A 23,180-nucleotide genomic window follows, 5' to 3' on the forward strand; every position below is an offset into this window, starting at 1 on the left:
GGAGGACGGCAATGCTGCAGGAGCGCGTCGAAGGACGCTGGCTGGATTCGTTCCGCCGCGTCTTCAGGCTGAACGGTATCGGCAGGGGCACGAAGGTCGCCATCCTGTCGGAGACCCAGTCGCGCCCGGTGCTGGTGCACCTCTCAGACCTCGCCTTGCACGACCTCGGCGCCGAATACTGCATGATCCAGATGCCGACGCCGCGCCAGACCGCGCCGGTGCCGGTCAAGTCCACCGGCACCTCCTGGGCGATCCAGCAGAACCGCGCCGTCATCGAGGCGCTGAAGCTGGTCGAGATCATCGTCGACTGCACCGTCGAAGGGCTGATCCACGCGCCGGAATGGCCTCAGATCGAGGAGGCCGGCAACACCCGCCTGCTGGTCGTCTGCAACGAGCATCCCGAGATTCTCGAGCGCACCGAGCCGTTCGCCGAACTCGGCCCGAAAGTGGCGCGCGGCGTCGAGATGCTGCGCGCGGCCAGCGAGATGCGCGTCACCTCCGCAGCCGGCACCAACCTCGTCATCGACCTGCGCAATGCACCCTGCGGCGGCACGCCCGGCTTCGGCACGGCGCCCGGTGCGGTGGCGCACTGGCCGGGCGGCCTGTGCCTGGCCTTTCCTGGCAACAACTCAGTCAACGGCCGCATCGTCATGGATGTCGGCGACATGAACCTGACCTTCAAGACGACGCTGACCAGCCGCATCGACTTCACGGTCGAGAACGATTTCGTCACCGCCATCAAGGGCGATGGCGTCGATGCCATCCATTTCCGCGAATACATGGAGGCCTGGGACGACCGCAACGCCTACGGCATGAGCCATGTCGGCTGGGGCATGCATCCGCGCGCCCGCTGGGTGTCGGCGGCCATGTACGACAAGCGCGACATGCAGGCGGTCGAGTTCCGCGCGCTGGCGGGTTCCTTCCTGTGGTCGACCGGCGCCAACCAGTATGCCGGGCGCTACACGCTCGGCCATTTCGACCTGCCGATGCGCAACTGCACCATCGCGCTGGACGGGACGGTGGTCGTCAAGGACGGCGTCCTGCAAGGGGAGCTGGCGGTTTAACCGGGTACTTTTTCGCATTTTCGGACGGAAAGCCGGTGTCCGCTTTTCCCGGAAATGCTTCTGACGGCTTCGGAGACAAAAGCATGAGCGATATTGCCGACTACTACGATCTCGACCGCATCCGCCCAGAGGTGCAGGCCAAGCTTCGGCTGGTCAATGAGATGGGCCGCGACAAGTTCGCTGCCCGCGCCAGGGCGGTGGACGACGAGGCGTCGTTCCCGGTCGAGAACTACAGGGACCTCGCCGCTGAAGGCTTCCTCGGCCTGTGCATTCCCGAGGAATTCGGCGGCTGGGGCTTCTCGATGTTCGAATACGCCATGGTCGGCGCCGAGATCGGCAAATATTGCGGCGCCACGGCGCTCACCTTCAACATGCACAATTCCTCCATGGCATGGTCGCGCTTCATGTTCGACATGCCGAACCTGACGCCTCAGGAGAAGGCGACCTTCGCGCCGTTGCGCGAGCGCCAGTTCCGCCGCGCCATCGCCGAGAAGGCGATCTTCTCTCAGCCGATCTCCGAGGGCGGCCAGAACTGGACGTCGAAGCCGAACCAGACCCAGTGCCGCAAGGTCGACGGCGGCTGGAAGATCAACGGCTTCAAGAAGTTCGCCTCGCTGGCCGGCTATTGCGACTACTACACCATCGTCTGCACCGAGGTGTTCGAGGGCCAGGAGCCGCGCCACGAGGACACGATGCTGTTCGTCGTCCACAAGGACACGCCCGGCCTCACCGTCAAGGGCGACTGGGACCCGCTCGGCATGCGCGGCACCAATAGCCGCGACCTGATCCTGAAGGACGTCTTCGTCACCGCCGACGACCTCCTGATGCCGCGCGGCATCTTCAACAAGACGCTGCCCAACTGGCCGCACATGATGATCACGCTGTCGCCGACCTACATGGGTGTGGCGCAGGGCGCCTACGACTTCATGGTCGACTACCTGAAGGGCAGGATCCCCGGCCAGCCGCCGGTCGACCGGCGCATGTACGCCACCAAGCGCATCGCCGTGGGCAAGATGTATGCCCGCCTCGCCAACATCCGCGCGCTCTGGTGGCAGGCTTTCGGCGAATCCAAGGGATTCCCGAGCAAGGCCGAGGTGCTGCGCATGTATGCCGCGCAGTACAACGTCATGGAGGGCGCCGCCGAGATGACCTCGATGGCGATCCGCACCTGCGGCGGGCAGTCCATGCTGAAGTCGCTGCCCCTGGAGCGCATGTACCGCGACAGCCGCTGCGGCGCGCTGATGCTGCCCTTCACCTCCGAGATCATGGAGGACTATCTCGGCGTGCTCGCCCTCTACGAGATGGACGAACTGGACCACGCGCCCGGCGACGAGGGCGGCGCCCGCATGTCGCTGTGGCGGGGCGACGCCGCCACGGTCGGCGGAGCCCGGTAGGCACCCATGCCGCGCGATCAGGTCCAGGTCATCGGGCAGTCCCCGGCCTCTCCCGAGGCGGCCTGGGCCGTTGCCGGCGATTTCTGCGGGCGCTGGCATCCCGCCATCGCCACCATGCGCGAGGAGCGCGACGACCGGGGTTCCCTGATCCGCGCCTTCACCGTGCAGGGCGAGGACACGCTCTACCGCGAGCAACTGACGTGGCGAAGCGACAGCGACCGCACGCTCGGCTACACCCATCTGCAAGGCATAGCCGGCGTGGACCGCTACGATGCGCGCATCAGCATCGCCGCGTCCGAGGCGGGCGGCAGCACCATCGAATGGAGCGCGACCGTGGAAGCGCCGGACCCGGCGCGGCTGGCCGCGATCTGCGAAGGCACGAAGGCCATTTTCGAGGCCGGCATCGCCGCCCTGTCGGCGGCGGCGCAGCGCGCCGGCAAGCCGGGCGCGGCAAGGGCGATGCCCGCGCCGGTTTCGCTGGAAAACATCACCGTCGATACGGCCCCCCGGCTGGCGCTCACCGTCACGCCGCCGAAGGACGGGCCGCTCTGCCTGTTCCTGCACGGCATCGGCGGCGCGCGCGGCAACTGGGACGCCCAGCTCGGCGCGGCCGGCAACGTCATGCGCGCGGCGGCGCTCGACCTGCGCGGCTATGGCGGCAGCGCGCTCGATCCCGAACAATCCACGGTGGATGATTATTGCGCCGACATTCTGCGCGTGCGCGAAACCCTCGGCGGTGGAAAGCTGGTGCTGGTCGGCCTGTCCTACGGCTCGTGGATCGCCACCTCCTTCGCCATGCGCCATCCCGACATGCTCGCAGGCCTCGTCCTGTCGGGCGGCTGCACCGGCATGTCGGAAGCGGGCCGGGCGGAACGCGAGGCCTTCCGCACCAGCCGGCAGGTACCGCTCGACGCCGGGCAGACGCCGGCCGACTTCGCCCCCGCCGTGGTCGAGGTGCTGGCCGGGCCGCACGCTTCGGCACAGGTGAGGGCGCAGCTTCTGGCGTCGATGAAGGCGATCCCGTCCGCCACCTATCGCGATGCGCTTTCCTGCTTTACCAATCCACCGGAGCGGTTCGATTTTGCGCGGCTTTCCATGCCGGTCCTGATGATGACGGGCGAATACGACCGGCTGGCTTCGCCGGCCGAGATCCGCGGCGTCGCCGGCCGCATCCTAGCCGAGTCGCCCCGGCCCGACGTGCGCTACGAGACGATTTACGACTCGGGCCACGTCTGCAACGTCGAGCAGCCCGAAGCCTACAACCGCGTCCTGCTCGACTTCCTCGAAAGGCTACCGCGATGAGCGCCCTGCCGCGCCGCCAGCAGAACCGCATCGAGCGCGAGCGGCGCATTCTCGACGCCGCGCTGAAAGTGTTTTCCGAGACGGGCTATTCGGGCGCGACGATGGACGGCGTCGCCATCGAGGCCGGCTTGTCGAAGCCGACGCTCTATCAGTATTTCTCTTCCAAGGAAGCGCTGTTCTCGGCCATGCTGTTCGGCGAGCGCGACCAGATGCTGGAGTTCTTCCTGCATCCGTCCGGCAAGGGCATGGTCGCCGACCTGCTGGGCTTCGCCTGGGATTATGCCGCCACGGTGCTGCGCCCCGACATGCTGTCGCTCGCCCGCCTCATCATCGGCGAGGTGCAGCGTTTTCCCGAGATCGGCCAGGCCTATCAGGAGAGTGGCCCCGACCGGCTGCTTGCCGGCATTATGGAGTATCTGGAGGGCCGCCGCGCCGCCGGCCAGCTTGCCTTCGACGATGCCGAACTGGCAGCCGAGGACCTGTGGGGCCTGATCCTGTCGGCGCCGCGCAACCATGCGCTCTACAGGCCCGACCGCATGCCCGGCCGGCCCGAGCTGGCACGCTACATCAACAACGGTTTGCGGGTCTTCCTGAAGGCCTATTCGATCCGGCCGGACGAAGACCTTCACGCTTTGCAGGCGCTCGTCGGCGCCCAATCCTTTCCAGCAGGTGACCCATGACGATCGAGGACTACCTGGCCGATCCGGCCAGCCGCTTTGCGACTGTGGCGATGACCGACACCAACGGCCTGCTGCGCGGGCAGATGGTTTCGGCCGGCAGCCTGAAGGGCATTGCCAAGAACGGCATGGGCATGTCGCCGGTGACGCTGGCGCTCGACCCGACTGACGTGGTGCTGCCCATTCCCGGCGTCTCGGACGGAACCTCGGATTTCCACGACGATCCGCTGGTCCTCGACCCGGTGACGGTACGCCGCCTGCCGTGGTCGAAGCCCGGCCACGACATGCTGGTGCTGGCCAACTATTCGGGCGGCACCGCCGAATTCTGCCCGCGCTCGCTACTCAGCCGCGTGCTCTCCCGCATCACTGAGGCCGGCTACCGGCCGCGCTACGGCATGGAGCTGGAATACACGCTGTTCGACGAGACGCCCGAAAGCGCCCGCGCCAAGGGCTACCGCAACCTGAAGACCGCCACCCAGCACAACAGCCACGACCTCGTCCTCTACCAGGTTCAGCAGACGGAATGGTACGAGGCGGTGGCCGAGATGTGCGTGCCGCTGCGCATTGACCTCGCCAAGATGCACGAGGAGATCGGCGGCGGCTTCCTCGAAGCCTGTATCGCCGCCGGCGAGGGGCTGGAGCCGGCCGACCAGCTGGTGCTCTTGAAGAACTTCATCCGTGCGCTGGCCCAGCGCCAGGGCCGCTGCGTCACCTTCATGCCGCGCTGGACGGAAGCCGCCGACAGCCAGTCCATCCACGTCCACGTCTCGCTGAAGGACAAGGACGGCAAATCGGTCTTCCACGACCCGTCGCAGAAGAACGGCGTGTCGCAGACCTTCCGCCACTTCATCGGCGGCATGCAGACCTATCTCGGCGACCTCACGCTGCTGTTCCAGCCGACGGTCAATTCCTACCGGCGCTTCGCGCCCGGCACCTTCGCGCCGCCGGGCCTCAGCTGGGGCTACGAGAACCGCACCACCTGCTTCCGCATCGTCGGCCACGACGCCGGCTCGCTGCGCGTGGAAAACCGCCTGCCGGGCGCCGACACCAACCCCTACCTGACGGTCGCCGCCACGGTGGCGGCCGGCGTCGCCGGCATCCTGGAAAAGATCGAGCCGGAAGCCGAGACCGTCGGCAACGGCTACGCGCAGGAGACGCCGCGCGACTTCGCCCGCTCCATGCCCGAGGCGATCGAGCGGCTGCGCGGCTCCGCCTTCGCCAAGGACTGGCTCGGGCCGCGCTTCGTCGAGGCGTTCTCCTCGACGCGCCAGAGCCAGTACGACGAGTTCCGCCGCAAGGTGCCCGACGTTGAACTGGAACGTTTCTTCGACCTGGGGTGAAAGCCATGGATGCCGAACTTCGCGCCCGTTTCGTGGAAAGCATGAGCCGCGTCGCCTCCGCCGTCACCGTCGTGACCACGGATGGCGAAGCGGGCCGGTTCGGCGTCACCGTCTCCTCCATGACCTCGGTCTCGGCCGACACCAGCCGGCCGTCGCTTCTCGTCAGCATCCACCATCTCAGCCCCGCCGGCGAGGCGATCAGGAAGAACCGGCGCTTCTGCGCCAATGTGCTGAGCGGCAACCAGACCTTCGTGTCCGACCTGTTTTCCGGCCGCCTCAAGCATCTCAACGAGGACAGGTTCGGTGAGATTCCCTGGCATCCCGGCGCCACCGGCGCGCCGATCATCGAGGGCGCCATCGCCTCGCTGGATTGCGAGCTGAAGACCGCCCTTTTGTGGGGCACGCATTTCATCCTCATCGGCGAGGTCGAGCAGATCGAGCTGTCGCGTCAGCGCTCGCCGCTCGTCTACGCCAACCGCGGCTATCGCCGCGCCATCCCGATCGCGCCGGAAGACCGGCAGCCGCACGATCCGCACAACCAGCTGCGCGTCGGCTTCTTCATCACGCTGGGGCCGGAATTCGTGCCGTCCCTCGTCGCCGATTTCGCCAGCCGGACGCCCGCCGTCGATATCCGCCTGCTGGAGGCCGACCACGACGATCTCGTCGAGCAGATGCGCGCCGGCAAGATCGACGCCGCCGTCACCTTCGGCGCAGTCGACGAGCCGGAACTCGAGGCCGAGGTCATCTGCCCCGCCGATCCCCATGTTCTCCTGAGCGCCGATCATCCGCTCGCCGCCAAGCCGAGCCTGCGGCTTGGCGATGTGGCCGAGCTGCCGATGATCCTGCTCGACTATCCTTCGGTGCGCGGCGCCGTCGCTGCCTTGTTCGAGCGTAACGGCCTGAAGCCGAACGTGCGCCTGCAGTCGCCGTCCTTCGCCATGGTGCGCGGGCTAGTCGCACAGGGGCTCGGCTACACGTTGGTGCCGCAGGCCCCGCGCAACCGGGACCGGCGCGGCGGTGAGACAAGGGCCGTGCCGCTGAAGGTGGATTTTCCGGAGGGTGCGCTGGTCGCGCTGGCGCGGCGGCCGGATCGGCAAAGCGAATTGGCCAGGGACTTTCTTGCCCGCTGCAAGAGGTCCTTTCAAACTCAGCCCGATCAAGAACGGGCAGGTGGCCGGCCGGCGGCAGGCACGAAGGTGCGATAGGGCGCCGGCGGTGATGTGAAGGACACAACAGGAGGGGACTATGGCTCAGGAAAACGTTTTGGATGTAAGTAGCGGAGGTGCGAACCGGCTCCGCAAGAATTCGCTGGGGTTGATCGCCGTCACCTTCATGGTGATCTCGGCGGCCGCGCCGCTGACGGGCGTGGCGGGCGCCATGCCGCTGGCCTTCATGCTCGGCAACGGCGCCGGCGTGCCGGCCATCTTCATCTTCGTGACGGCGGTGATGCTGGCCTTCGCCGCCGGCTATGTGGCGATGTCGCGCCACGTCACCAATGCCGGCGCCTTCTACGCCTATGCCGCGCGCGGCCTCGGCGGGCGCACGGCAGGTGCTGTGGCGATCACCGCGCTCGTCGCCTACAACGCCATGCAGTTCGGCCTCATCGGCCTGTTCGGCGGTATCGCCGCCGGCATCTTCGGCGAACTCGGCCTCGTGCTGCCCTGGTGGCTGTGGAGCCTGGCGGCCATCGTGCTTGTCGGCGCCCTCGGTTACCGACAGGTCGACCTGTCGGCCAAGGTGCTGGTCGCGGCGGTGCTGCTCGAATACATCATCGTGCTGATCGTCGACTTCGCCATCCTCGGCAAGGGCGGCGCCGGCGGCCTGTCGATGAACTTCTTCGACGCAAACGCCTTCTTCTCCGGCTCGATGACGGCGGCGATCCTGTTCTGCATGGGCTGCTTCATCGGCTTCGAGGCGACGACGATCTACGCCGAGGAAACGCGCGATCCGGAAAAGACCATCCCGCGTGCCACCTACCTGTCGGTGCTGATGATCGGCCTGTTCTTCATCTTCACCACCTGGCTGATGATCGTCGGCGTCGGCGCCGACAAGCTGGTCCCGACCATCCAGGGCCTGCCCGATCCGTCGCTGTTCTTCTTCAATCTGGCGGCCGACTATGTCGGCGGGCCGATCCCGACCATCGCCGGCATCCTTCTGGTGTCGAGCCTGTTCGCGGCGCTCTCGGCCTTCCACAACTACATCGCCCGCTACAGCTACGTCGCCGGTCGCGAGGGCCTGCTGCCGGACGTGTTCGGCCGCACCCACGGCACCCACCAGAGCCCGCATATCGGCTCCGTGGTGCAGACCGTCGGCGCGCTGATCGTGCTCGCCCTGTTCGCCGGGCTGGGGCTCGACCCGGTGCTCAACATGTTCACCTGGATCAGCCAGATCGGCACGCTCGGCGTGCTCGCCATGATGACCGTCACCTCGCTTGCGGTGATCGTCTTCTTCCGCCGCGAGGGCCATGCCGGCTCGCCGCTGGTGACATTGGTCCTGCCGATCCTGTCGGGCCTGGTGATGGCGGCGCTGTTCGTCTACATCTTCCTGCATTTCGGCGACCTGACCGGCACCACCGGCGGCGCGCTGGGCGTCATCCTGCCCTCGCTGATCCCGCTGGCCGCGATCGTCGGCTACCTTCTGGCGGCCCGGCTGGAAAAGACCGATCCGGCCCGCTTCGCCCGCATGGGCAACAACGGCAACTGATCGCTCCGGCGATCGGCGACGGCCTGCCCGGACAGGGCAGGTCGTTTTCGTTTCGATAGGCTAGAGCGAAATGCCGTTTCCCTGAATCGGTATTTCGCTCTAACCATTTGTTTTTGAAGCATGATGTTTTCCGAAAAGTCTGCAACTTTTCGGCATCATGCTTTATCGCGCCAGATCGGCGACCACGGCGTCCAGCACGATCATGCCGGCGGGCGTCGCGCGCAGGCGCGAATTGCCGAGCGGCGCCACAAGGCCTTCCTCCTGCAGGATGGAAAGCCGCGCCGGCGGCAGGCCGCGCCCGGCATAGTCCTCGTAGCGCGCGAGGTCGATGCCTTCGGCCAGCCTGAGCCCCATCAGCAGGAACTCGTCCGCTTCCTCGGCGCGCGTCAGCACCTCGCCGCCGACGACGCCGTCGCCCTTGGCCTCGACCAGCGAAAGCCATGTCTCCGGCATCTTCTCGGTGAACGTCACCACCCGCCGCCCGTCCTCGACGAAGCGGCCATGCGCGCCGGGGCCGGCGCCGACATATTCGCCGTAGCGCCAGTAGGTCAGATTGTGCCGGCTCTCCGCGCCCGGCCGGGCGTGGTTGGAGATCTCGTAGGCCGGCAGGCCTTTTGCTGCCGTCACCTCCTGCGTGAGCTGGTAGAGGTCGGCCGCCAGATCGGGATCGGGAATGGCGAACTTCCTCGCCTTGTGCAGGGCGTGGAAGGGCGTGCCTTCCTCGATGGTGAGCTGGTAGAGCGACAGATGGTCAGCGGCGTGGCCGATCGCTTCCTCCAGTTCCGCCTGCCAGGCGTCCAGCGTCTGGCCGGGGCGGGCGTAGATCAGGTCGAAGGACAGGCGCGGAAACGTCTCGCGCGCCAGCCGGATCGCCTTCAGCGCCTCTTCCACATTGTGCAGCCGGCCGAGGAACCTCAGGTCGCGGTCGTTCAGCGCCTGCACGCCGAGCGACACCCGGTTGACGCCGGCCGCCCGGTAGCCTCGAAACCGCTCCGCTTCCACCGAGGAAGGATTGGCTTCCAACGTCACCTCGATGCCGGCCGGCACCGTCCAGTTCGCCGCCACGGCGTCGAGCACGGCGCCCACCGTTTCCGGCTTCATCAGCGACGGTGTGCCGCCGCCGAGGAAGATGGAGGTGACGTCGCGTGGCCCGGTGCGGGCGCGCATCGTCTTCAGTTCGGCGGCGAAAGCGCGTGCAAAGCGCTCCTGGTCGACCGGCTGATGGCGCACATGGCTGTTGAAGTCGCAATAGGGGCACTTGGCCGCGCAGAATGGCCAGTGGATGTAGACCCCGAAACCGGGTGTGCGGTCGAGCATCATGGGTGCATTCCGACGCCATGCCGGCGCTGCCCCTCACCTGCCTGCCGGCAGCCTCTCCCCGTAAACGGGGAGAGGCGAGCTGCTGCGACGTGGGCGCTCCCCTCTCCCCGTTTACGGGGAGAGGGTAAGGGTGAGGGGCGGCGCTGATGATGGCCGTTTATGCCGGGGAGCATCAAATCTGTCCCAGCCGTGCCTCGGCGAATTTCTTGAAGGCCCGCGCCCGGTGCGACAGCGCTTCCGCGTCGCCCGGCTTCCAGCCATGCTTCTCCTCGGCCGTCATCTCGCCGAAGGTCTTGTCATAGCCGTGGGGCAGGAACACTGGGTCGTAGCCGAAGCCGAGGTCGCCGCGCGGCGGCCAGACAAGTGTGCCCTCGACCTCGCCGCGATAATATTCCGCCTCTCCGTCGGGGAAGGCCAGGCAGATGACGGCGACGAAGCGGCCGGTGCGCTGCGCCGGCTCGGTCGCGCCGACCTCCTGCAGGGCGACCTCGGTGCGCTGCATGGCCATGCCGAAATCACGCCCGCCCTCGGGCTTTTCCGCCCAGTTGGCGGTGTAGACGCCGGGCGCGCCGTCGAGCGCGTCCACGCACAGGCCCGAATCGTCGGACATGGCGGGCAGGCCCGTCGCCACGGCGGCCGCGTGAGCCTTGATGTAGGCGTTCTCCTCGAAGGTCGTGCCGGTCTCGTCCGGTTCCGGCAGGCCGTACTCCTTGGCCGACTTCGCCTCCAGCCCGAAGGGGCCGAGCAGGTCTGCGAACTCGCGCAGCTTGCCGGCATTGTGGCTGGCGACGACGATCTTCTTGTCCGTCAGGGCGTGCATTCTAGAGGTTCCAGATTTTCGGTTCGGCGAATTCCAGCGAATTGCCGGACGGGTCGCGGAAATAGATCGAGCGGCCGCCCCGTTCCTGCCCCGGTTTGGGCGGCCAGATGAAATCGGCCTCGATGGCGACGCCCTTGCCCGTCAGATGGGCCTTCCAGCGCTCGATGTCATCGCCTGAAGCGGCAAAGCACAGGTGCCCTTGCCCATTGGCGCCGTGCGGCGGTACCGGCAGCTTGGCGCCGGGCGGGGGCGGCTCCCGCGTCGCCTCGGCGACGAACAGCAGAAGCACGCCTTGGCCGCAGCGGAAGAACGCATGCCGGCCTTCCACTTTCGCAATCCGCTCAAGGCCGAGGACTTCGGCATAGAAGTTCTCGGCCGCGTCGAGGTCGGTGACGTAGAGCGCCGATTCGAGGATGGCGGAAGGTTGCATCTGCGCCCCGTCAGTCCACCGCCATCTTCTGCAAATCCACCAGCCGCGAAATACCGCGCTTGGCCAATCCCATCAGGGCGGAAAACTGATCCTCCGAGAACGGCTCGCCCTCGGCCGTGCCCTGGATCTCGACGATGCCGCCCTTGCCGGTCATGACGAAGTTGGCGTCGGTGCCGGCCGACGAATCCTCCAGGTAGTCGAGGTCGATCACCGGCTGGCCGTCGTGGATGCCGCAGGAGATCGCCGCGACATGGTCCTTCAGCACCTTGTCGACCTTCACCATCTGGCGCGCCTCCATCCAGCGCAGGCAGTCGTAGAGCGCAACCCAGCCGCCGGTGATGGAGGCGGTGCGGGTGCCGCCGTCGGCCTGTAGGACGTCGCAGTCCACCGTGACCTGCACCTCGCCCAGCGCCTGCATGTCGACCACGGCGCGCAAGGAGCGGCCGATCAGGCGCTGGATCTCCAGCGTGCGGCCGCCCTGCTTGCCGGCGGAGGCCTCGCGGCGCATGCGGTCGCCGGTCGAGCGCGGCAGCATGCCGTATTCGGCCGTCACCCAGCCCTTGCCGGAATTGCGCATCCAGCCCGGCACCCGCTCCTCCAGGCTCGCCGTGCAAAGCACATGCGTGTCGCCGAACTTCACCAGGCACGAGCCCTCCGCATGCTTGGAGACGCCGCGCTCGAAGGAGATGGCGCGCATTTCGTCGTTCTGGCGCTTGGAGGGACGCATTCGGGCTCGCTTTCATGGATTTTGAATCGTGCCGGGCTTTTAGCCCCGGCAGGCGTGGCGTGCAAAGGAAAACGCCCTGTCCCGGACGGGACACGTCCTTGCGTCGGCGCCGTTCCCGTCTATATCCTTGAACCGGAGGTTTTGTCCGCATGACCCGGCCGATCACCGACGCGACCGTGCAGTCGCCCACTTTGCAGACGCTCGACATGCGCTCGCGCGACATCTTCCGCCGCATCGTCGATTCCTACCTGCGCGACGGCGAGCCCGTCGGTTCGCGCTCGCTCTCGCGCATCCTGCCGTCGTCGCTGTCGCCGGCGACGGTGCGCAACGTCATGAGCGACCTCGAGCATCTCGGCCTCATCTACGCGCCGCACGTCTCGGCCGGCCGCCTGCCGACGCAGGCGGGCCTGCGCTTCTTCGTCGATGCCTTCATGGAACTGGGCGACCTTGCGGAAGAGGAGCGCCGCGCCATCGAGGCGCAGATGAAGGCGTCGGGCGAGGGGACGAGCCTGGAACACATGCTGACCGAGGCCAGCCAGTTGCTGTCGGGCATGTCGCGCGGCGCGGGGCTGGTGCTCACCGCCAAGAGCGAGGCCGCGCTCAAGCACATCGAGTTCATCCAGCTGGAGCCGACCAAGGCGCTGGCGGTGCTGGTGTCGCAGAACGGCGACGTCGAGAACCGCATCATCGAGCTGCCGGCCGGCATCACCGTCTCGCAGCTGCACGAAGCCTCCAACTTCCTCAACGCCCACATCCGCGGTCGCACGCTGGCCGAGGCGCGCGCTGAGATCGAGCGGCGCAAGCAGGAAACCCGCGCCGCCCTCGACACGCTGTCGCAGGACCTCGTTGAAAAGGGCCTGGCGATGTGGGCGGGCGCCGAAAGCGGCCTGCCGTCGCGCCTCATCGTGCGCGGCCGCGCCAACCTTTTGGAAAACGTCTCGGCGCAGGCCGACATGGAACTCTTGAAACACCTGTTCGAGGACCTGGAGACGCAGGACGGCCTCGTCCAGCTTCTCGACCTCGCCGAGCAGGGCTCGGGCGTGCGCATCTTCATCGGCTCGGAGAACAAGCTGTTTTCGCTGTCGGGCTCCTCGCTGGTGGTGGCGCCCTACCGCGACAAAGATGCGCGCGTCATCGGCGCGCTCGGCGTCATCGGTCCGACCCGGCTGAACTACGCCCGCATCGTGCCGATGGTGGACTATACCGCGCAGCTCATATCGCGCATGCTGCGCTGAGCGGACGGGCGGCGACGACCGACAGGAGGGAACCATGGCGTTCGAATCGATCAAGGCCGAAATCGACCTTCTTCTCGCCAGCATGGTGAACCAGCCCGAGGACGCCCGCGAGATCCGCGAGCAGGTGCGCGAGAAGCTGAACGAGCTGCGCGCGCTCGGCCTGCCGCTGCCGGCCGACCTGGTGAGGCTGGAGAGCCAGCTCGACGCCGAACTCGGCTGAGGACCTGTCCGGGAATTCTGCTTTGGCGGCCACCCGACGGCGTCGTCGGCGCTTCCATTGCCTGCAGGCCGGATCGGGGCCTGACTGGCCGCGACGCGGCTTCCTACTGCTGGCCGGGGTTGGAAGGCTGAATCGGCTTGTCTTCCGGTATCGGCACGTTGTCCTCGGGGATGGGCTGGCAATCCCGTCCGTCGCAGTCGTTCGCCTCGCCGGGCGTCGGCGGATCGCAGTCGCGGCCCTGGCAGGTCTCGGCCGGCTGGGTGTTGTCCCGCATGCAGTCCTGCCCCGTGCAGCTTTGCGCGGGCACGTTTCCGGCCAAGGCCCCGGCCGCCGTGAAGAGCAACGCCGAGGCGACCGCGATGACTGGAAAGGCGGTGCTTGGTCGCATGGCTCAAGCAGACGCCGCACTTGTTGCCGATGCAAGGCGAACCATATGGCAAGGTAAAGGCGGCGTTGCCGGCGGCTGTGCGTCGTCGGCTCGAGGTTGCGTGGAGGACACGGCATTGGCGGAACAGGCAAGAACCGGAATGCGCGGCTTTTTCCTGGGCGGAGCGGTCTTGCTGGCCTGTGCCGGCACGGTCGCCGCCCAGGACCCGTCCGCTCCCCTTGAGGGAGCAAAGGCTTTCGGTGGCTGGCACGACGACCGGCCCGGCCTGTGGCGCCTCATCGCTCCCGGCGATCTGCCCAGGCCCTACGCCACCGATTCGGCCTCCAACGGCGCCGACCGCGCGCGGGAACCGAAGGGCGAAGGCCCGCAGGTGCCGCCAGGCTTTTCGGCCGAGCGCATCGCGTCGGGCATCCGCAATCCGCGCGCCGTCCGCGTCGCCCCGAACGGCGACCTGTTCGTCGCCGACAGCCGCGCCGGTCAGGTACGCGTGTACCGGCTGGGCAAGGACGGCAAGGTGGCGGAGGAAGGCATCTTCGCCAAGGGACTCGCCCGGCCCTACGGCATCGCCTTCCATCCGGCTGACAACCCGCAATGGGTCTATGTCGCCGAGACCGGCGGCGTCGTGCGTTTCCCCTATCGTAGCGGCGAGCTGAAGGCGTCCGGCAAGGCCGGGATGGTCGTCGACGACCTGCCGACCGGTGGCCATTGGACCCGCGACATCGCCTTTTCGCCCGATGGCGCCACCCTCTACGTCTCCGTCGGCTCGGACTCGAACGCCGCCGAGGGCATGGGCAAGGCGCCGGCCGGCTGGATCGACGGGCAGGCTCCGGGCGCGGCATGGGGCTCGGAGGAGGGCCGCGCCGAAGTCCGCGCCTACGATCCCGACGGCAAGAACGGCCGTGTCGTCGCGACCGGCCTGCGCAACTGTTCGGGCATGACGGTGCAGCCGGCTACCGGCGCGCTATGGTGCGTCGTCAACGAGCGCGACGGGCTGGGCGACAACGTGCCCTTCGAATATGCCACGACGGTGCAGGACGGCGCCTTCTACGGCTGGCCCTGGTATTACATCGGCGATCATCAGGACCCGCGCCATGCCGGCGCGCGGCCGGACCTCGCCGGCAAGGCGACGGTACCGGACGTGCTCATCCAGGCGCATTCGGCGCCGCTCGGCATCGCCTTCTACGAGGGCGACCGGTTCCCGGCCGAATACAGGGGCGACGCCTTCGTCGCGCTGCACGGCTCGTGGAACCGCGGCACGCGCACCGGATACAAGGTCGTGCGGTTGAAATTCGAGAACGGCAAGCCGACCGGCGCCTATCAGGATTTCATGACGGGCTTCGTCCTGTCGGATGCCGAGGTGTGGGGCCGCCCGGTCGGCGTGGCGGTGGCCAAGGACGGCGCGCTGATCGTCACCGAGGACGGGTCCGGCACCATCTGGCGCGTCGCCTATGACGGCGCGAAGCCATGACGGAAACCGCGAAGCGCAATTACAGTCCTGTTTTTCGCCGCCTGGGAGAATTTTATTCCAGCCGTACACGGCCTTTGCAACGCCGCCCACTCGGCTATTCTGGCGTGCCGGCCTATCTTCCACGATGAAAAATCCTATCTTGCATTTCACGAATCTCAGGGAGCCAGACGCATGACCAAGCCCGACCCGTCCGCGCGCGTGCCCGGCCGCGGCCGCATCTTCGCCTCGATCACCGAAACGATCGGCGACACGCCGCTGGTCAGGCTGGAGAAGTTCGCGAAGGAAAAGGGCATCGTCGCCGACCTGCTCGCCAAGCTGGAGTTCTTCAACCCCATCGCCTCGGTCAAGGACCGCATCGGCGTGGCGATGATCGAGGCGCTGGAGGCGGAAGGCCGCATCGTGCCCGGCCGCACCACGCTGGTCGAGCCGACGTCCGGAAACACCGGCATCGCGCTCGCCTTCGCCGCCGCCGCCAAGGGCTACAAGCTGATCCTGACCATGCCCGAGACAATGTCGTCGGAGCGGCGCAAGATGCTTCTGCTGCTCGGCGCCGAACTGGTGCTGACCGACGGGCCGAAGGGCATGAAGGGCGCCATCGCCAAGGCCGAGGAACTGGTCGCCAAGTTGCCGGACGCCGTTATTCCGCAGCAGTTCGAGAACCCCGCCAATCCCGAAATCCACCGCCGCACCACGGCGGAGGAAATCTGGAACGATACGGGCGGCGCGGTCGACATCCTCGTCGCCGGCATCGGCACCGGCGGCACCATCACCGGCGTCGGCCAGGTGCTCAAAAAGCGCAAGCCCTCGGTGCAGGTCGTGGCGGTGGAGCCGGAAGCGTCCGCCATCCTGTCGGGCGGCCAGCCCGGCCCGCACAAGATCCAGGGCCTTGGCGCCGGCTTCGCGCCGAAGGTGCTCGACACTTCCGTCTACGACGAGATCGTCACCGTCACGAACGAAGATGCCGTCGCCGACGCCCGCCTGGTCGCGCGGCTGGAAGGCGTGCCGGTCGGCATTTCCTCGGGCGCCGCCCTGCAGGCGGCAGCGGTGGTCGGCGCGCGGCCGGAAAACAAGGGCAAGACGATGGTCGTCGTCATCCCCTCCTTCGCCGAGCGCTACCTGTCGACCGTCCTGTTCGACGGGTTGGGGAACTGACGCGGGCGTTGGGATGGCTCCTCACCTTTGAGGCGGAGCTATTGCAAATAAGGCTCCCCCTCTCCGTCTTGCTTCGCAAGCCACCTCTCCCCCCGTTCCGGGTGGAGAGGATAGGATGACTGCAAGGCTTGGCGCCCATCCTCTCCCCTCACGAAGTGGGGGAGAGGTGGCTCGGCGAAGCCGAGACGGAGAGGGGGGCACGTCGTAGCCGATAGATCTCCTACGGGGGAGGGGCCAGACTCCAGATTAGCAAAAACCCATCGCCCTTGTCCGGCTCGTGCTGCTGGCCCTCACGAAAAACCGTCTGGCGCGGCTTGAGCGCGGCGGCGCTCGAGGGCACATCCTCCTGTCTCGCGATACGGCGAGGGGAGGATTCGCATGTACAAGCTCTATACGCGGCCCGGCTCCGGCGGTTTCGTCGTCGAGGCCTCGCTGAAGATCGCCGGCGCGCCGTTCGACCTGATCGACGTGAAGAAGACGCCGGACCCGGTGCCGGACTTCCTCGCCATCAGCCCGATGAACCAGGTGCCGGTTCTGGTCCTGCCCGACGGCCATGCCGTGACCGAGACGGCGGCGATGTGCATCCTTCTGGCCGAGCGGCATCCCGGCGCCGGCCTCGGCCCCGTCGCCGGCGAGGCGGGCCGCGCCGATTTCCTGCGCTGGATGGCGTTCATGGCCGCTGCGCTCTATCCGGCCGACCTGCGCTATTTCTATGCCCATCGCTACACCACCGATGCCGGCGGCATCGAAGCAGTCAAGCAGGCCGCGCTGGCCGAGATGGACCGCGAGATCGGCATCCTCGACCGCGCGCTGGAAGGCCGCGACTGGCTCGCCGCCGGCCGGCGCACGCTGGCCGATCTCTACATGCTCATGCTGGTGTGCTGGCACCCGGAGGCCGCCAAAGCGCCGGCCGCCTGGCCCAATGTCGAGCGCGTCTCAGCGGCCCTGCGCGCCGATCCGCTGCTGGCCGAACTCAACGTCCGCCACGAGATGTGGGTTGACTGAGAGGAACTGCCGCTCGTCGGTGCTGACCCCCACCCCTAACCCCTCCCCGCAAGGGGGAGGGGACTTGGGGCGCGGCAGCTTCCCCTCCCCCTTGCGGGGAGGGGTTAGGGGTGGGGGTTAGGGGTGGGGGTATGCGACGGGGGAAATGCGGGGCAATTCCATGCCCCCCGTTCACAGGCGGACGAGCACCGATAGCCGGCACGACCACCGGCACTACACGCTCCCTCGGCCCAGTGCGTCGCGCTCGGCCAGCAGGAAGCGGCGCACGGCCTCGTCGCGCTCCAGCCCGATGGCGCGGTCGTAGGCGGCTGTCGCCTGCTCGCGGTCGCCGAGCTGCGCCGCGAGATCGGCGCGCGCCGCCCAGAACGGCTGGTAGTCGGCCAGCCGCGGATCGCCTATCGCCTCCAGCGCGTCGAGGCCGGCGCGTGGGCCGTCGAGCCGGGCGATCGCGACCGCGCGGTTGATCGCCGCCACCGGCGAGCCGGTCAGCTTGAGCAGCGCCTCGTAGAGCGTGGCGAGCGCCGGCCAGTCCGTCCCGCCCGTCGTGCGGCGCGCTGAATGCACGGCCTGTATGGCGGCCTCCAGCCTGTAGCGGCCGAGCCCTTCCATCGCCGAGGCGACGACCAGCAGCCGCTCGGCCTCGTCGATCATCGCGTGGTCCCACAGGCCCGTGTCCTGTGCGGCCAGCGGCATGTAGGCGCCGTCGGGGCCGCGCCGCGCCGCCCGCCGCGCTTCGGCGAACAGCATCAGCGAAAGCAGGCCGAGCGCTTCCGGTTCGTTGGGCAGCAGCGACGCCGTCAGGCGGCCGAGCCAAAGGCCTTCCGAGGCAAGGTTGCGCCGCCGCGTTTCGGTGCCGGCGGCGTCCAGCCAGCCTTCGGCGAAGGCGGCGTAGATCGCCTCCAGCACGGCGTCCAGCCGCCCGGCCAGTTCCTGCCGCTCCGGGATGCGGAACGGAATGCCCGCCTGCCTGATGCGCGCCTTGGCGCGCACCAGCCGCTGCGCCATCGTGGCGGGCGCGACGAGGAAGGCCGAGGCGATCGCGGCCGCGTCGAAGCCGAGGATGGTCTGCAGCATCAGCGGCGCGCGCATCGCCGGGTCGATCGCCGGGTGGGCGCAGGCGAACAGCAGCCTCAGCCGCTCGTCGGGGATCTCCTGTTCGGCCATGCCGGCCTCCAATTCCTCGGCGATCAGCGCCAGGTGGTCCTGGCCGGCTTCGCGGGTCAGGCGGCGGCGCGCGGCGTCGATGCCGCGCCGCCGCGCCACGGCGAGCAGCCAGGCTTCCGGCTTGTCCGGTACGCCGTCGCGCGGCCAGCGCTCGAGTGCGGCGGCAAAGGCATCCGCCAGCGCGTCCTCGGCGCCGGCGACATCGCGCGTGCGGGCCGCCAGGAAGGCGACCAGCTTGCCGTAGCTTTGCCGGGCGGCGGCCTCGGCGGCCGCCCGCGCGCTGGCGGCTTCGGCGGCCACCGGGATGCGCCTACTGCGCCTTCCAGATCGGCCGCACCTCGACCGCCTTGTTCTGCGCGGCGGGGCAGCGGGCGGCCCACTGGATGGCGGCGTCGAGGTCTTGCGCCTCGATGATGTAATAGCCGCCGAGCTGTTCCTTGGTGTCGGCGAACGGCCCGTCGAGCACTTCGGTCCTGTCGCCCAGCATGCGCACCCGCGTGGTCGAGGACGACGGCGCCAGCCGGTCGCCGGCCACCCAGGCGCCCGCCTTCTTCAGCGCTTCGTTGTAGGCCATGAAGGGCTGGCCCATCTCGTAGGCCTTGTCGGGCGAGGCGGTCGGCGCGGCGGCAGCCATGGCGGCTTCGTCGACATGGATGAGAAGCATGTATTGCATCGTCGTGTTCCTTCCCTTTCGCGACCGCATCGGTGCGGACACAAGGATGTCGCGCGGCAGGCGGCGATTTCGACAGCCGCGGCAAAAATTTCCACGGATTCTTTGCGCCCGGCCGCCGCGGCGCGCAAGCGCTGCCGGTCGTCCGTTCCGCCTGCCGCCGATTGCGGGTTGGCAATTTCGCTCCGCTGCTTAAAGTGTCGCCTCCGGGTTGAGGGAGGGTGACCCGGCAAGGCAACCCAGGGAGGAATGAACTGATGCTCCATGTCCGCAAGATCGTCGCCGTCGGCACGATGGCGCTTTCGCTCGGTCTCGGCTCGCTGTCGGCGAAGGCCGACGAATTCATCAACGTGCTGACCGGCGGCACGTCCGGCGTGTACTATCCGCTCGGCGTCGCGCTGTCGGAGATCTACGGCAAGAACATCCCCGGCGCCCATGCGCAGGTGCAGGCCACCAAGGCTTCGGTGGAGAACCTGAACCTCTTGCAGCAGGGCAAGGGCGAGATCGCCTTCGCGCTCGGCGATTCGGTCAAGCTGGCCGCCGAGGGCAACGAGGAGGCCGGCTTCCCCGGCAAGCTGGACAAGCTGCGCGGCATCGCCGCCATCTATCCCAACTACATCCAGATCGTCGCCTCCAAGGAGTCCGGCATCAAGACGCTGGCCGACCTGAAGGGCAAGAGCCTGTCGGTCGGCGCGCCGGCTTCCGGTACGGAACTCAACGCGCGCGCCATCTTCGCCGCCGCCGGTCTGAAGTACGAGGATCTCGGCAAGGTCGAATACCTGCCGTTCGGCGATTCGGTCGAGCTGATGAAGAACCGCCAGCTCGACGCCACGCTGCAATCGTCCGGCCTCGGCGTCGCCTCGATCCGCGACCTCGCCACCTCGGTGCCGATCAACATCGTCGCCGTGCCCGCCGAGGATGTCGCCAAGATCGGCGCGCCCTATATCGCCGCGGTCATTCCGAAGGGGACCTACGAGGGGCAGGACGAGGACGTGCAGACCGCCGCCGTCGGCAATTTCCTGGTCAGCCATTCCGGCGTTTCCGACGAGACGGCCTACCAGATGACGAAGCTTTTGTTCGAGCACCTCGACCAGCTCGTCGCCGCCCACGCCGCCGCCAAGGGCATCGATCCGGCCAAGGCCATCGAAGGCATGCCGATCCCGCTGCATCCCGGCGCCGAGCGCTATTACAAGGAAAAAGGCCTGATCAAGTAGGCGCTTTGGTTTGGGGCAAGGTCGTCGCCTATGGCGTTCCCCCTCTCCGTCTTGCTTCGCAAGCCACCTCTCCCCCACTTCGTGAGGGGAGAGGATGGGCGCCAAGCTTTGCGGCAGGCGTATCCTCTCCATCCGGAACGGGGGGAGAGGTGGCTCGGCGAAGCCGAGACGGAGAGGGGGCGCTCTTGATGTGATCCATCCGGCCCCGCTCCGCTCGGCACCCTCCCTTCAAGGGGCAGGGGCGATGTTCCCGATTTCCATGAGAGACAGCCCATGACCGACGCCGCCTCCCAGCCCGAAACCATCCACATCCCCGTCGTCGAGGAGCAGGTGGAAGGCCTGCCGCCCGGTTTCGGCGACGGCCTCGCCGGCAAGGTCGCCTTCCTCATCGCCGTGGCCTTCTCGCTGTTCCAGCTTTATGTGGCGGCCTACGGCGCGATCCCCAGCCCGATCGTGCGGGCCATGCACGTCGGCTTCCTCTTGCTGCTCGGCTTCGCGCTGGTCGCCAACCTCACCATCCGCAGCATGGCCGGCAAGGCGTTCTACTGGCTGTGCGGCATCGCCGGTTTCGCCACCGGCCTCTATCACTGGATCTTCTATGTCGACCTGATCCGCCGCTCCGGCTTTCTGACGACGCAGGACCTCGTCGTCGGCGTGCTTTTGATCGTGCTGGTGTTCGAGGCGACGCGCCGCCTGATGGGCCTTCCGCTCGCCATCGTCGCCTTCCTGTTCCTGCTCTACTGCTTCGTCGGCAACCACCTGCCGGCGCCGTTCATCCATCGCGGCTACGACTTCGCCCAGATCGTCGACACCTTCGCCTTCGGCGTGGAAGGCATCTACGGCACGCCGGTCTATGTCTCGGCCGCCTATATCTTCATCTTCGTCGTCTTCGCCGCCTTCCTCGAACGCGCCGGCATGATCGCCCTGTTCAACGATTTCGCGCTCGGGCTGGTCGGCTCCTGGCGCGGCGGGCCGGCGCAGGTCTGCGTGCTCTCCTCGGCGCTGATGGGCACCATCTCCGGCTCCGGCGTCGCCAACGTGGTGGCGTCGGGCCAGTTCACCATTCCGCTGATGAAGCGCTTCGGCTTCCGCTCCGCCTTCGCCGGCGCCGTCGAGGCGACCTCTTCGATGGGCGGGCAGATCATGCCGCCGGTGATGGGCGCCGTCGCCTTCATCATGGCCGAGACGCTCAACATCTCCTATGCCGAGGTGGTCAAGGCCGCCATCATCCCGGCCGCCCTCTATTTCGGCGCCTGCTTCTGGCAGGTGCATCTGGAGGCCGGCAAGGCGGGGCTGGCCGGCATGGACAAGGCCTCGCTGCCCAACCCGTGGGCGGCGGTGCGCCAGCACTGGCCGCTGGTGCTGCCGCTGTGCGCGCTGATCTACCTGCTGTTCGCCGGCTATACGCCGATCTTCGCCGGCACCATGGGCCTGGCGCTGACCATCGTGCTCATCCTCGGCACGCCGCTGGCGGCCCTCATCGGCCCGCTCGCCTTCCGCATCGTCTTCTGGATCGCGCTGGGGCTCGCCGCCGCCTCCTTCATGAAATACGGCGTCAACCTGCTGGTCTTCGTCATCGCCGCCCTGCTGGTCGCCTGCCTCTTGTTCAAGGGCGGCCGCGAGACGGTGCAGATCTGCATCGACTCGCTGGCCGAAGGCGCCAAGAACGCGCTGCCGGTCGGCATCGCCTGCGCCATCGTCGGCGTCGTCATCGGCACGCTGACGCTCACCGGCATCGCCTCCACCTTCGTCGGCTGGATCATCTCCATCGGCGAGAACAACCTGTTCCTGTCGCTGGTGCTGACCATGCTGACCTGCCTGGTGCTGGGCATGGGCATCCCCACCATCCCCAACTACATCATCACCTCCTCGCTCGCCGGCCCGGCGCTGCTGGCGCTCGGCGTGCCGCTGCTCGTCAGCCACATGTTCGTCTTCTATTTCGGCATCATGGCGGACCTGACCCCGCCGGTGGCGCTGGCCGCATTCGCCGCCGCCCCGATGGCCAAAGAATCGGCCATGAAGATCGGCGTCCAGGCGACCAAGCTCGCCATCGCCGGCTACGTCGTGCCGTTCATGGCCGTCTACACGCCGGCCTTGATGCTGCAGGACCCCGGCCCCATCGCCGCCGCCTACGGCTATCCGGTCGAGGTGACCTACATCGTCGCCAAGGCCTGCATGGGCATCCTTCTGTGGGGCGCGGCCGCCGTCGGCTTCCTGTTCGCCCGCATCGCCTGGTGGGAGCGGCTGCTCGCCTTTGCCGCCGGCATCCTGCTGGTCGCCGCCGTCCCGCTCACCGACGAGATCGGCTGGGCGCTGGCGATCCTGTGGATCGGCTGGCATTGGTGGCGCACGCGCCAGACGGCTGCGGTGGCGTGAGCATCTGCGTCCTCGCCGCCGGCAAGGTGACGGTGCTGGCGGGCGCCGCCTTCACGCTCGCCTGGACGCATTCTGTGGAAAAGACCCGCTGGGAGGAGCACTGGCAGGTGACGCCGGCCGGCCTCCAGGTGGTGGAGGCGCGCATCCAGGGCTCCGGCGCCGGGATGGACCCGCCGGAGGGTTCGGTATTCAGGGATGGCTGGTGGGTCTACGCGCCGAAGGTCGGGCCGCAGCGGCGGCTCCTGCTCGCCGCCTCAGGAGCGACTGGCGGTGGCTGGACGCTGTGTGCGGAAGGTCGTTGCGCGGTGATCGGCGCCCGGCCGGCAGATCCGGCTGTCGTGACGGCTTGCGAGGGTCACGATTAACGGGTGCCGAAGCCCAGCGTGTGCGAGCGGCGCGCGCAGGCCGGACCGGGACCGCGCATATAATAGCGCTCCGGCCGGTAGGTCGGCGCGACGAATTCGCGGATGGCGGCAACATAGAAGGCAATGTGCTTCAGGATACGCATTTT

The 23,180-nt window shown here is 67.8% G+C and carries 23 protein-coding genes; 15 read left to right on the plus strand and 8 right to left on the minus strand.

Annotated features, from left to right (window positions below; all coding sequences use genetic code 11):
- Window positions 1–11: 11 nt before the first annotated feature.
- The 7 genes from FGU64_RS17615 to FGU64_RS17645 all read left to right on the plus strand — a co-directional run bounded on the left by FGU64_RS17615 (window position 12) and on the right by FGU64_RS17645 (window position 8,480).
- Window positions 12–1,064, plus strand: a complete 1,053-nt coding sequence (locus FGU64_RS17615) for a peptidase M29 (protein ID WP_139954354.1) — start codon at window positions 12–14, stop codon at window positions 1,062–1,064.
- An 83-nt stretch (window positions 1,065–1,147) separates the two neighbouring features.
- Entirely contained in the window at window positions 1,148–2,458 is a 1,311-nt protein-coding gene (locus tag FGU64_RS17620) for an acyl-CoA dehydrogenase family protein (protein WP_139954355.1), read from the plus strand.
- Window positions 2,459–2,464: 6 nt separating this feature from the next.
- On the plus strand, window positions 2,465–3,760 hold the full coding sequence (locus FGU64_RS17625) for an alpha/beta fold hydrolase (RefSeq protein ID WP_139954356.1): 1,296 nt from the start codon (window positions 2,465–2,467) through the stop codon (window positions 3,758–3,760).
- Window positions 3,757–4,440: a TetR/AcrR family transcriptional regulator gene (locus FGU64_RS17630; RefSeq protein WP_139954357.1), complete on the plus strand. Its 684-nt coding sequence runs from the start codon at window positions 3,757–3,759 to the stop codon at window positions 4,438–4,440. Before FGU64_RS17625 ends, FGU64_RS17630 begins: the two co-directional genes overlap by 4 nt.
- A complete protein-coding gene (locus tag FGU64_RS17635; protein WP_139954358.1) occupies window positions 4,437–5,777 on the plus strand; it encodes a glutamine synthetase family protein in 1,341 nt (446 codons plus the stop codon). Before FGU64_RS17630 ends, FGU64_RS17635 begins: the two co-directional genes overlap by 4 nt.
- 5 nt (window positions 5,778–5,782) lie before the next feature.
- The gene (locus FGU64_RS17640; RefSeq protein WP_139954359.1) at window positions 5,783–6,982 is read left to right on the plus strand and encodes a LysR substrate-binding domain-containing protein; all 1,200 of its coding nucleotides are present in this window, start codon (window positions 5,783–5,785) and stop codon (window positions 6,980–6,982) included.
- 40 nt (window positions 6,983–7,022) lie between these two features.
- Window positions 7,023–8,480 (plus strand): APC family permease, encoded by a 1,458-nt coding sequence (locus tag FGU64_RS17645; RefSeq protein WP_139954360.1) that lies wholly within the window; start codon window positions 7,023–7,025, stop codon window positions 8,478–8,480.
- Between the two features lie 162 nt (window positions 8,481–8,642).
- Here FGU64_RS17645 and hemW read toward each other — a convergent pair whose 3' ends face one another.
- The 4 genes from hemW to rph all read right to left on the minus strand — a co-directional run bounded on the left by hemW (window position 8,643) and on the right by rph (window position 11,777).
- Window positions 8,643–9,800, minus strand: a complete 1,158-nt coding sequence (hemW, locus tag FGU64_RS17650; RefSeq protein ID WP_180375559.1) for a radical SAM family heme chaperone HemW — start codon at window positions 9,798–9,800, stop codon at window positions 8,643–8,645.
- Window positions 9,801–9,972: 172 nt separating this feature from the next.
- Window positions 9,973–10,620: an RdgB/HAM1 family non-canonical purine NTP pyrophosphatase gene (gene rdgB, locus FGU64_RS17655; RefSeq protein ID WP_139954361.1), complete on the minus strand. Its 648-nt coding sequence runs from the start codon at window positions 10,618–10,620 to the stop codon at window positions 9,973–9,975.
- 1 nt (window position 10,621) lies between these two features.
- Window positions 10,622–11,050, minus strand: coding sequence for a VOC family protein (locus FGU64_RS17660; protein ID WP_136354832.1), 429 nt, complete (start codon window positions 11,048–11,050; stop codon window positions 10,622–10,624).
- Between the two features lie 10 nt (window positions 11,051–11,060).
- A complete protein-coding gene (gene rph / locus FGU64_RS17665) occupies window positions 11,061–11,777 on the minus strand; it encodes a ribonuclease PH (RefSeq protein ID WP_139954362.1) in 717 nt (238 codons plus the stop codon).
- A 149-nt stretch (window positions 11,778–11,926) separates the two neighbouring features.
- On the opposite strand from rph, the gene hrcA reads away from it, so the two are divergent.
- Both hrcA and FGU64_RS17675 read left to right on the plus strand, forming a co-directional pair.
- A complete protein-coding gene (hrcA, locus tag FGU64_RS17670) occupies window positions 11,927–13,012 on the plus strand; it encodes a heat-inducible transcriptional repressor HrcA (protein ID WP_136354836.1) in 1,086 nt (361 codons plus the stop codon).
- A 34-nt stretch (window positions 13,013–13,046) separates the two neighbouring features.
- A complete protein-coding gene (locus tag FGU64_RS17675) occupies window positions 13,047–13,232 on the plus strand; it encodes a hypothetical protein (protein ID WP_136354838.1) in 186 nt (61 codons plus the stop codon).
- A 103-nt stretch (window positions 13,233–13,335) separates the two neighbouring features.
- On the opposite strand, the gene FGU64_RS23350 is transcribed toward FGU64_RS17675, so the two are convergent.
- On the minus strand, window positions 13,336–13,506 hold the full coding sequence (locus FGU64_RS23350; protein WP_180375560.1) for a hypothetical protein: 171 nt from the start codon (window positions 13,504–13,506) through the stop codon (window positions 13,336–13,338).
- 253 nt (window positions 13,507–13,759) lie between these two features.
- Here FGU64_RS23350 and FGU64_RS17680 point away from each other — a divergent pair, with 253 nt between their 5' ends.
- The 3 genes from FGU64_RS17680 (at window position 13,760) to FGU64_RS17690 (ending at window position 17,245) form a co-directional block, all read left to right on the plus strand.
- Window positions 13,760–15,088 (plus strand): sorbosone dehydrogenase family protein, encoded by a 1,329-nt coding sequence (locus FGU64_RS17680; protein ID WP_139954363.1) that lies wholly within the window; start codon window positions 13,760–13,762, stop codon window positions 15,086–15,088.
- A gap of 171 nt (window positions 15,089–15,259) precedes the next feature.
- Window positions 15,260–16,240 (plus strand): cysteine synthase A, encoded by a 981-nt coding sequence (gene cysK / locus FGU64_RS17685; protein ID WP_139954364.1) that lies wholly within the window; start codon window positions 15,260–15,262, stop codon window positions 16,238–16,240.
- Between the two features lie 378 nt (window positions 16,241–16,618).
- Window positions 16,619–17,245: a glutathione S-transferase family protein gene (locus FGU64_RS17690; protein ID WP_139954365.1), complete on the plus strand. Its 627-nt coding sequence runs from the start codon at window positions 16,619–16,621 to the stop codon at window positions 17,243–17,245.
- 213 nt (window positions 17,246–17,458) lie between these two features.
- Here FGU64_RS17690 and FGU64_RS17695 read toward each other — a convergent pair whose 3' ends face one another.
- Both FGU64_RS17695 and FGU64_RS17700 read right to left on the minus strand, forming a co-directional pair.
- Complete coding sequence (locus FGU64_RS17695; protein WP_139954366.1) at window positions 17,459–18,709, minus strand: DUF6596 domain-containing protein; 1,251 nt, start codon at window positions 18,707–18,709, stop codon at window positions 17,459–17,461.
- Between the two features lie 10 nt (window positions 18,710–18,719).
- Window positions 18,720–19,082, minus strand: a complete 363-nt coding sequence (locus FGU64_RS17700; protein WP_139954367.1) for a YciI family protein — start codon at window positions 19,080–19,082, stop codon at window positions 18,720–18,722.
- Between the two features lie 254 nt (window positions 19,083–19,336).
- Here FGU64_RS17700 and FGU64_RS17705 point away from each other — a divergent pair, with 254 nt between their 5' ends.
- The 3 genes from FGU64_RS17705 (at window position 19,337) to FGU64_RS17715 (ending at window position 23,034) form a co-directional block, all read left to right on the plus strand.
- Entirely contained in the window at window positions 19,337–20,293 is a 957-nt protein-coding gene (locus tag FGU64_RS17705; RefSeq protein ID WP_136354850.1) for a TAXI family TRAP transporter solute-binding subunit, read from the plus strand.
- A 273-nt stretch (window positions 20,294–20,566) separates the two neighbouring features.
- Entirely contained in the window at window positions 20,567–22,669 is a 2,103-nt protein-coding gene (locus FGU64_RS17710; protein WP_139954368.1) for a TRAP transporter permease, read from the plus strand.
- Window positions 22,666–23,034: a DUF1850 domain-containing protein gene (locus FGU64_RS17715; RefSeq protein ID WP_139954369.1), complete on the plus strand. Its 369-nt coding sequence runs from the start codon at window positions 22,666–22,668 to the stop codon at window positions 23,032–23,034. The genes FGU64_RS17710 and FGU64_RS17715 overlap by 4 nt, the downstream gene beginning before the upstream one ends.
- Here FGU64_RS17715 and FGU64_RS17720 read toward each other — a convergent pair.
- A complete protein-coding gene (locus FGU64_RS17720) occupies window positions 23,031–23,177 on the minus strand; it encodes a hypothetical protein (RefSeq protein WP_139954370.1) in 147 nt (48 codons plus the stop codon). The two genes, FGU64_RS17715 and FGU64_RS17720, sit on opposite strands and share 4 nt — an antisense overlap.
- Window positions 23,178–23,180: the final 3 nt, after the last annotated feature.

The sequence above is a fragment of the Mesorhizobium sp. 8 genome, assembly GCF_006351905.1.
GTDB lineage: Bacteria > Pseudomonadota > Alphaproteobacteria > Rhizobiales > Rhizobiaceae > Mesorhizobium > Mesorhizobium composti.

Coding starts and splice junctions, on each gene's coding strand:
- FGU64_RS17630 (WP_139954357.1), top strand. CDS start 3,757: ATGAGCGCCCTGCCGCGCCGCCAGCAGAACCGCATCGAGCGCGAGCGG.
- rdgB (WP_139954361.1), bottom strand. CDS start 10,620: ATGCACGCCCTGACGGACAAGAAGATCGTCGTCGCCAGCCACAATGCC.
- FGU64_RS17660 (WP_136354832.1), bottom strand. CDS start 11,050: ATGCAACCTTCCGCCATCCTCGAATCGGCGCTCTACGTCACCGACCTC.
- hrcA (WP_136354836.1), top strand. CDS start 11,927: ATGACCCGGCCGATCACCGACGCGACCGTGCAGTCGCCCACTTTGCAG.
- FGU64_RS17625 (WP_139954356.1), top strand. CDS start 2,465: ATGCCGCGCGATCAGGTCCAGGTCATCGGGCAGTCCCCGGCCTCTCCC.
- FGU64_RS17620 (WP_139954355.1), top strand. CDS start 1,148: ATGAGCGATATTGCCGACTACTACGATCTCGACCGCATCCGCCCAGAG.
- rph (WP_139954362.1), bottom strand. CDS start 11,777: ATGCGTCCCTCCAAGCGCCAGAACGACGAAATGCGCGCCATCTCCTTC.
- hemW (WP_180375559.1), bottom strand. CDS start 9,800: ATGATGCTCGACCGCACACCCGGTTTCGGGGTCTACATCCACTGGCCA.
- FGU64_RS17680 (WP_139954363.1), top strand. CDS start 13,760: ATGCGCGGCTTTTTCCTGGGCGGAGCGGTCTTGCTGGCCTGTGCCGGC.
- FGU64_RS17705 (WP_136354850.1), top strand. CDS start 19,337: ATGCTCCATGTCCGCAAGATCGTCGCCGTCGGCACGATGGCGCTTTCG.
- FGU64_RS17675 (WP_136354838.1), top strand. CDS start 13,047: ATGGCGTTCGAATCGATCAAGGCCGAAATCGACCTTCTTCTCGCCAGC.
- FGU64_RS17615 (WP_139954354.1), top strand. CDS start 12: ATGCTGCAGGAGCGCGTCGAAGGACGCTGGCTGGATTCGTTCCGCCGC.
- FGU64_RS17635 (WP_139954358.1), top strand. CDS start 4,437: ATGACGATCGAGGACTACCTGGCCGATCCGGCCAGCCGCTTTGCGACT.
- FGU64_RS23350 (WP_180375560.1), bottom strand. CDS start 13,506: ATGCGGGACAACACCCAGCCGGCCGAGACCTGCCAGGGCCGCGACTGC.
- FGU64_RS17700 (WP_139954367.1), bottom strand. CDS start 19,082: ATGCAATACATGCTTCTCATCCATGTCGACGAAGCCGCCATGGCTGCC.
- FGU64_RS17690 (WP_139954365.1), top strand. CDS start 16,619: ATGTACAAGCTCTATACGCGGCCCGGCTCCGGCGGTTTCGTCGTCGAG.
- FGU64_RS17645 (WP_139954360.1), top strand. CDS start 7,023: ATGGCTCAGGAAAACGTTTTGGATGTAAGTAGCGGAGGTGCGAACCGG.
- FGU64_RS17640 (WP_139954359.1), top strand. CDS start 5,783: ATGGATGCCGAACTTCGCGCCCGTTTCGTGGAAAGCATGAGCCGCGTC.
- FGU64_RS17720 (WP_139954370.1), bottom strand. CDS start 23,177: ATGCGTATCCTGAAGCACATTGCCTTCTATGTTGCCGCCATCCGCGAA.
- FGU64_RS17710 (WP_139954368.1), top strand. CDS start 20,567: ATGACCGACGCCGCCTCCCAGCCCGAAACCATCCACATCCCCGTCGTC.
- cysK (WP_139954364.1), top strand. CDS start 15,260: ATGACCAAGCCCGACCCGTCCGCGCGCGTGCCCGGCCGCGGCCGCATC.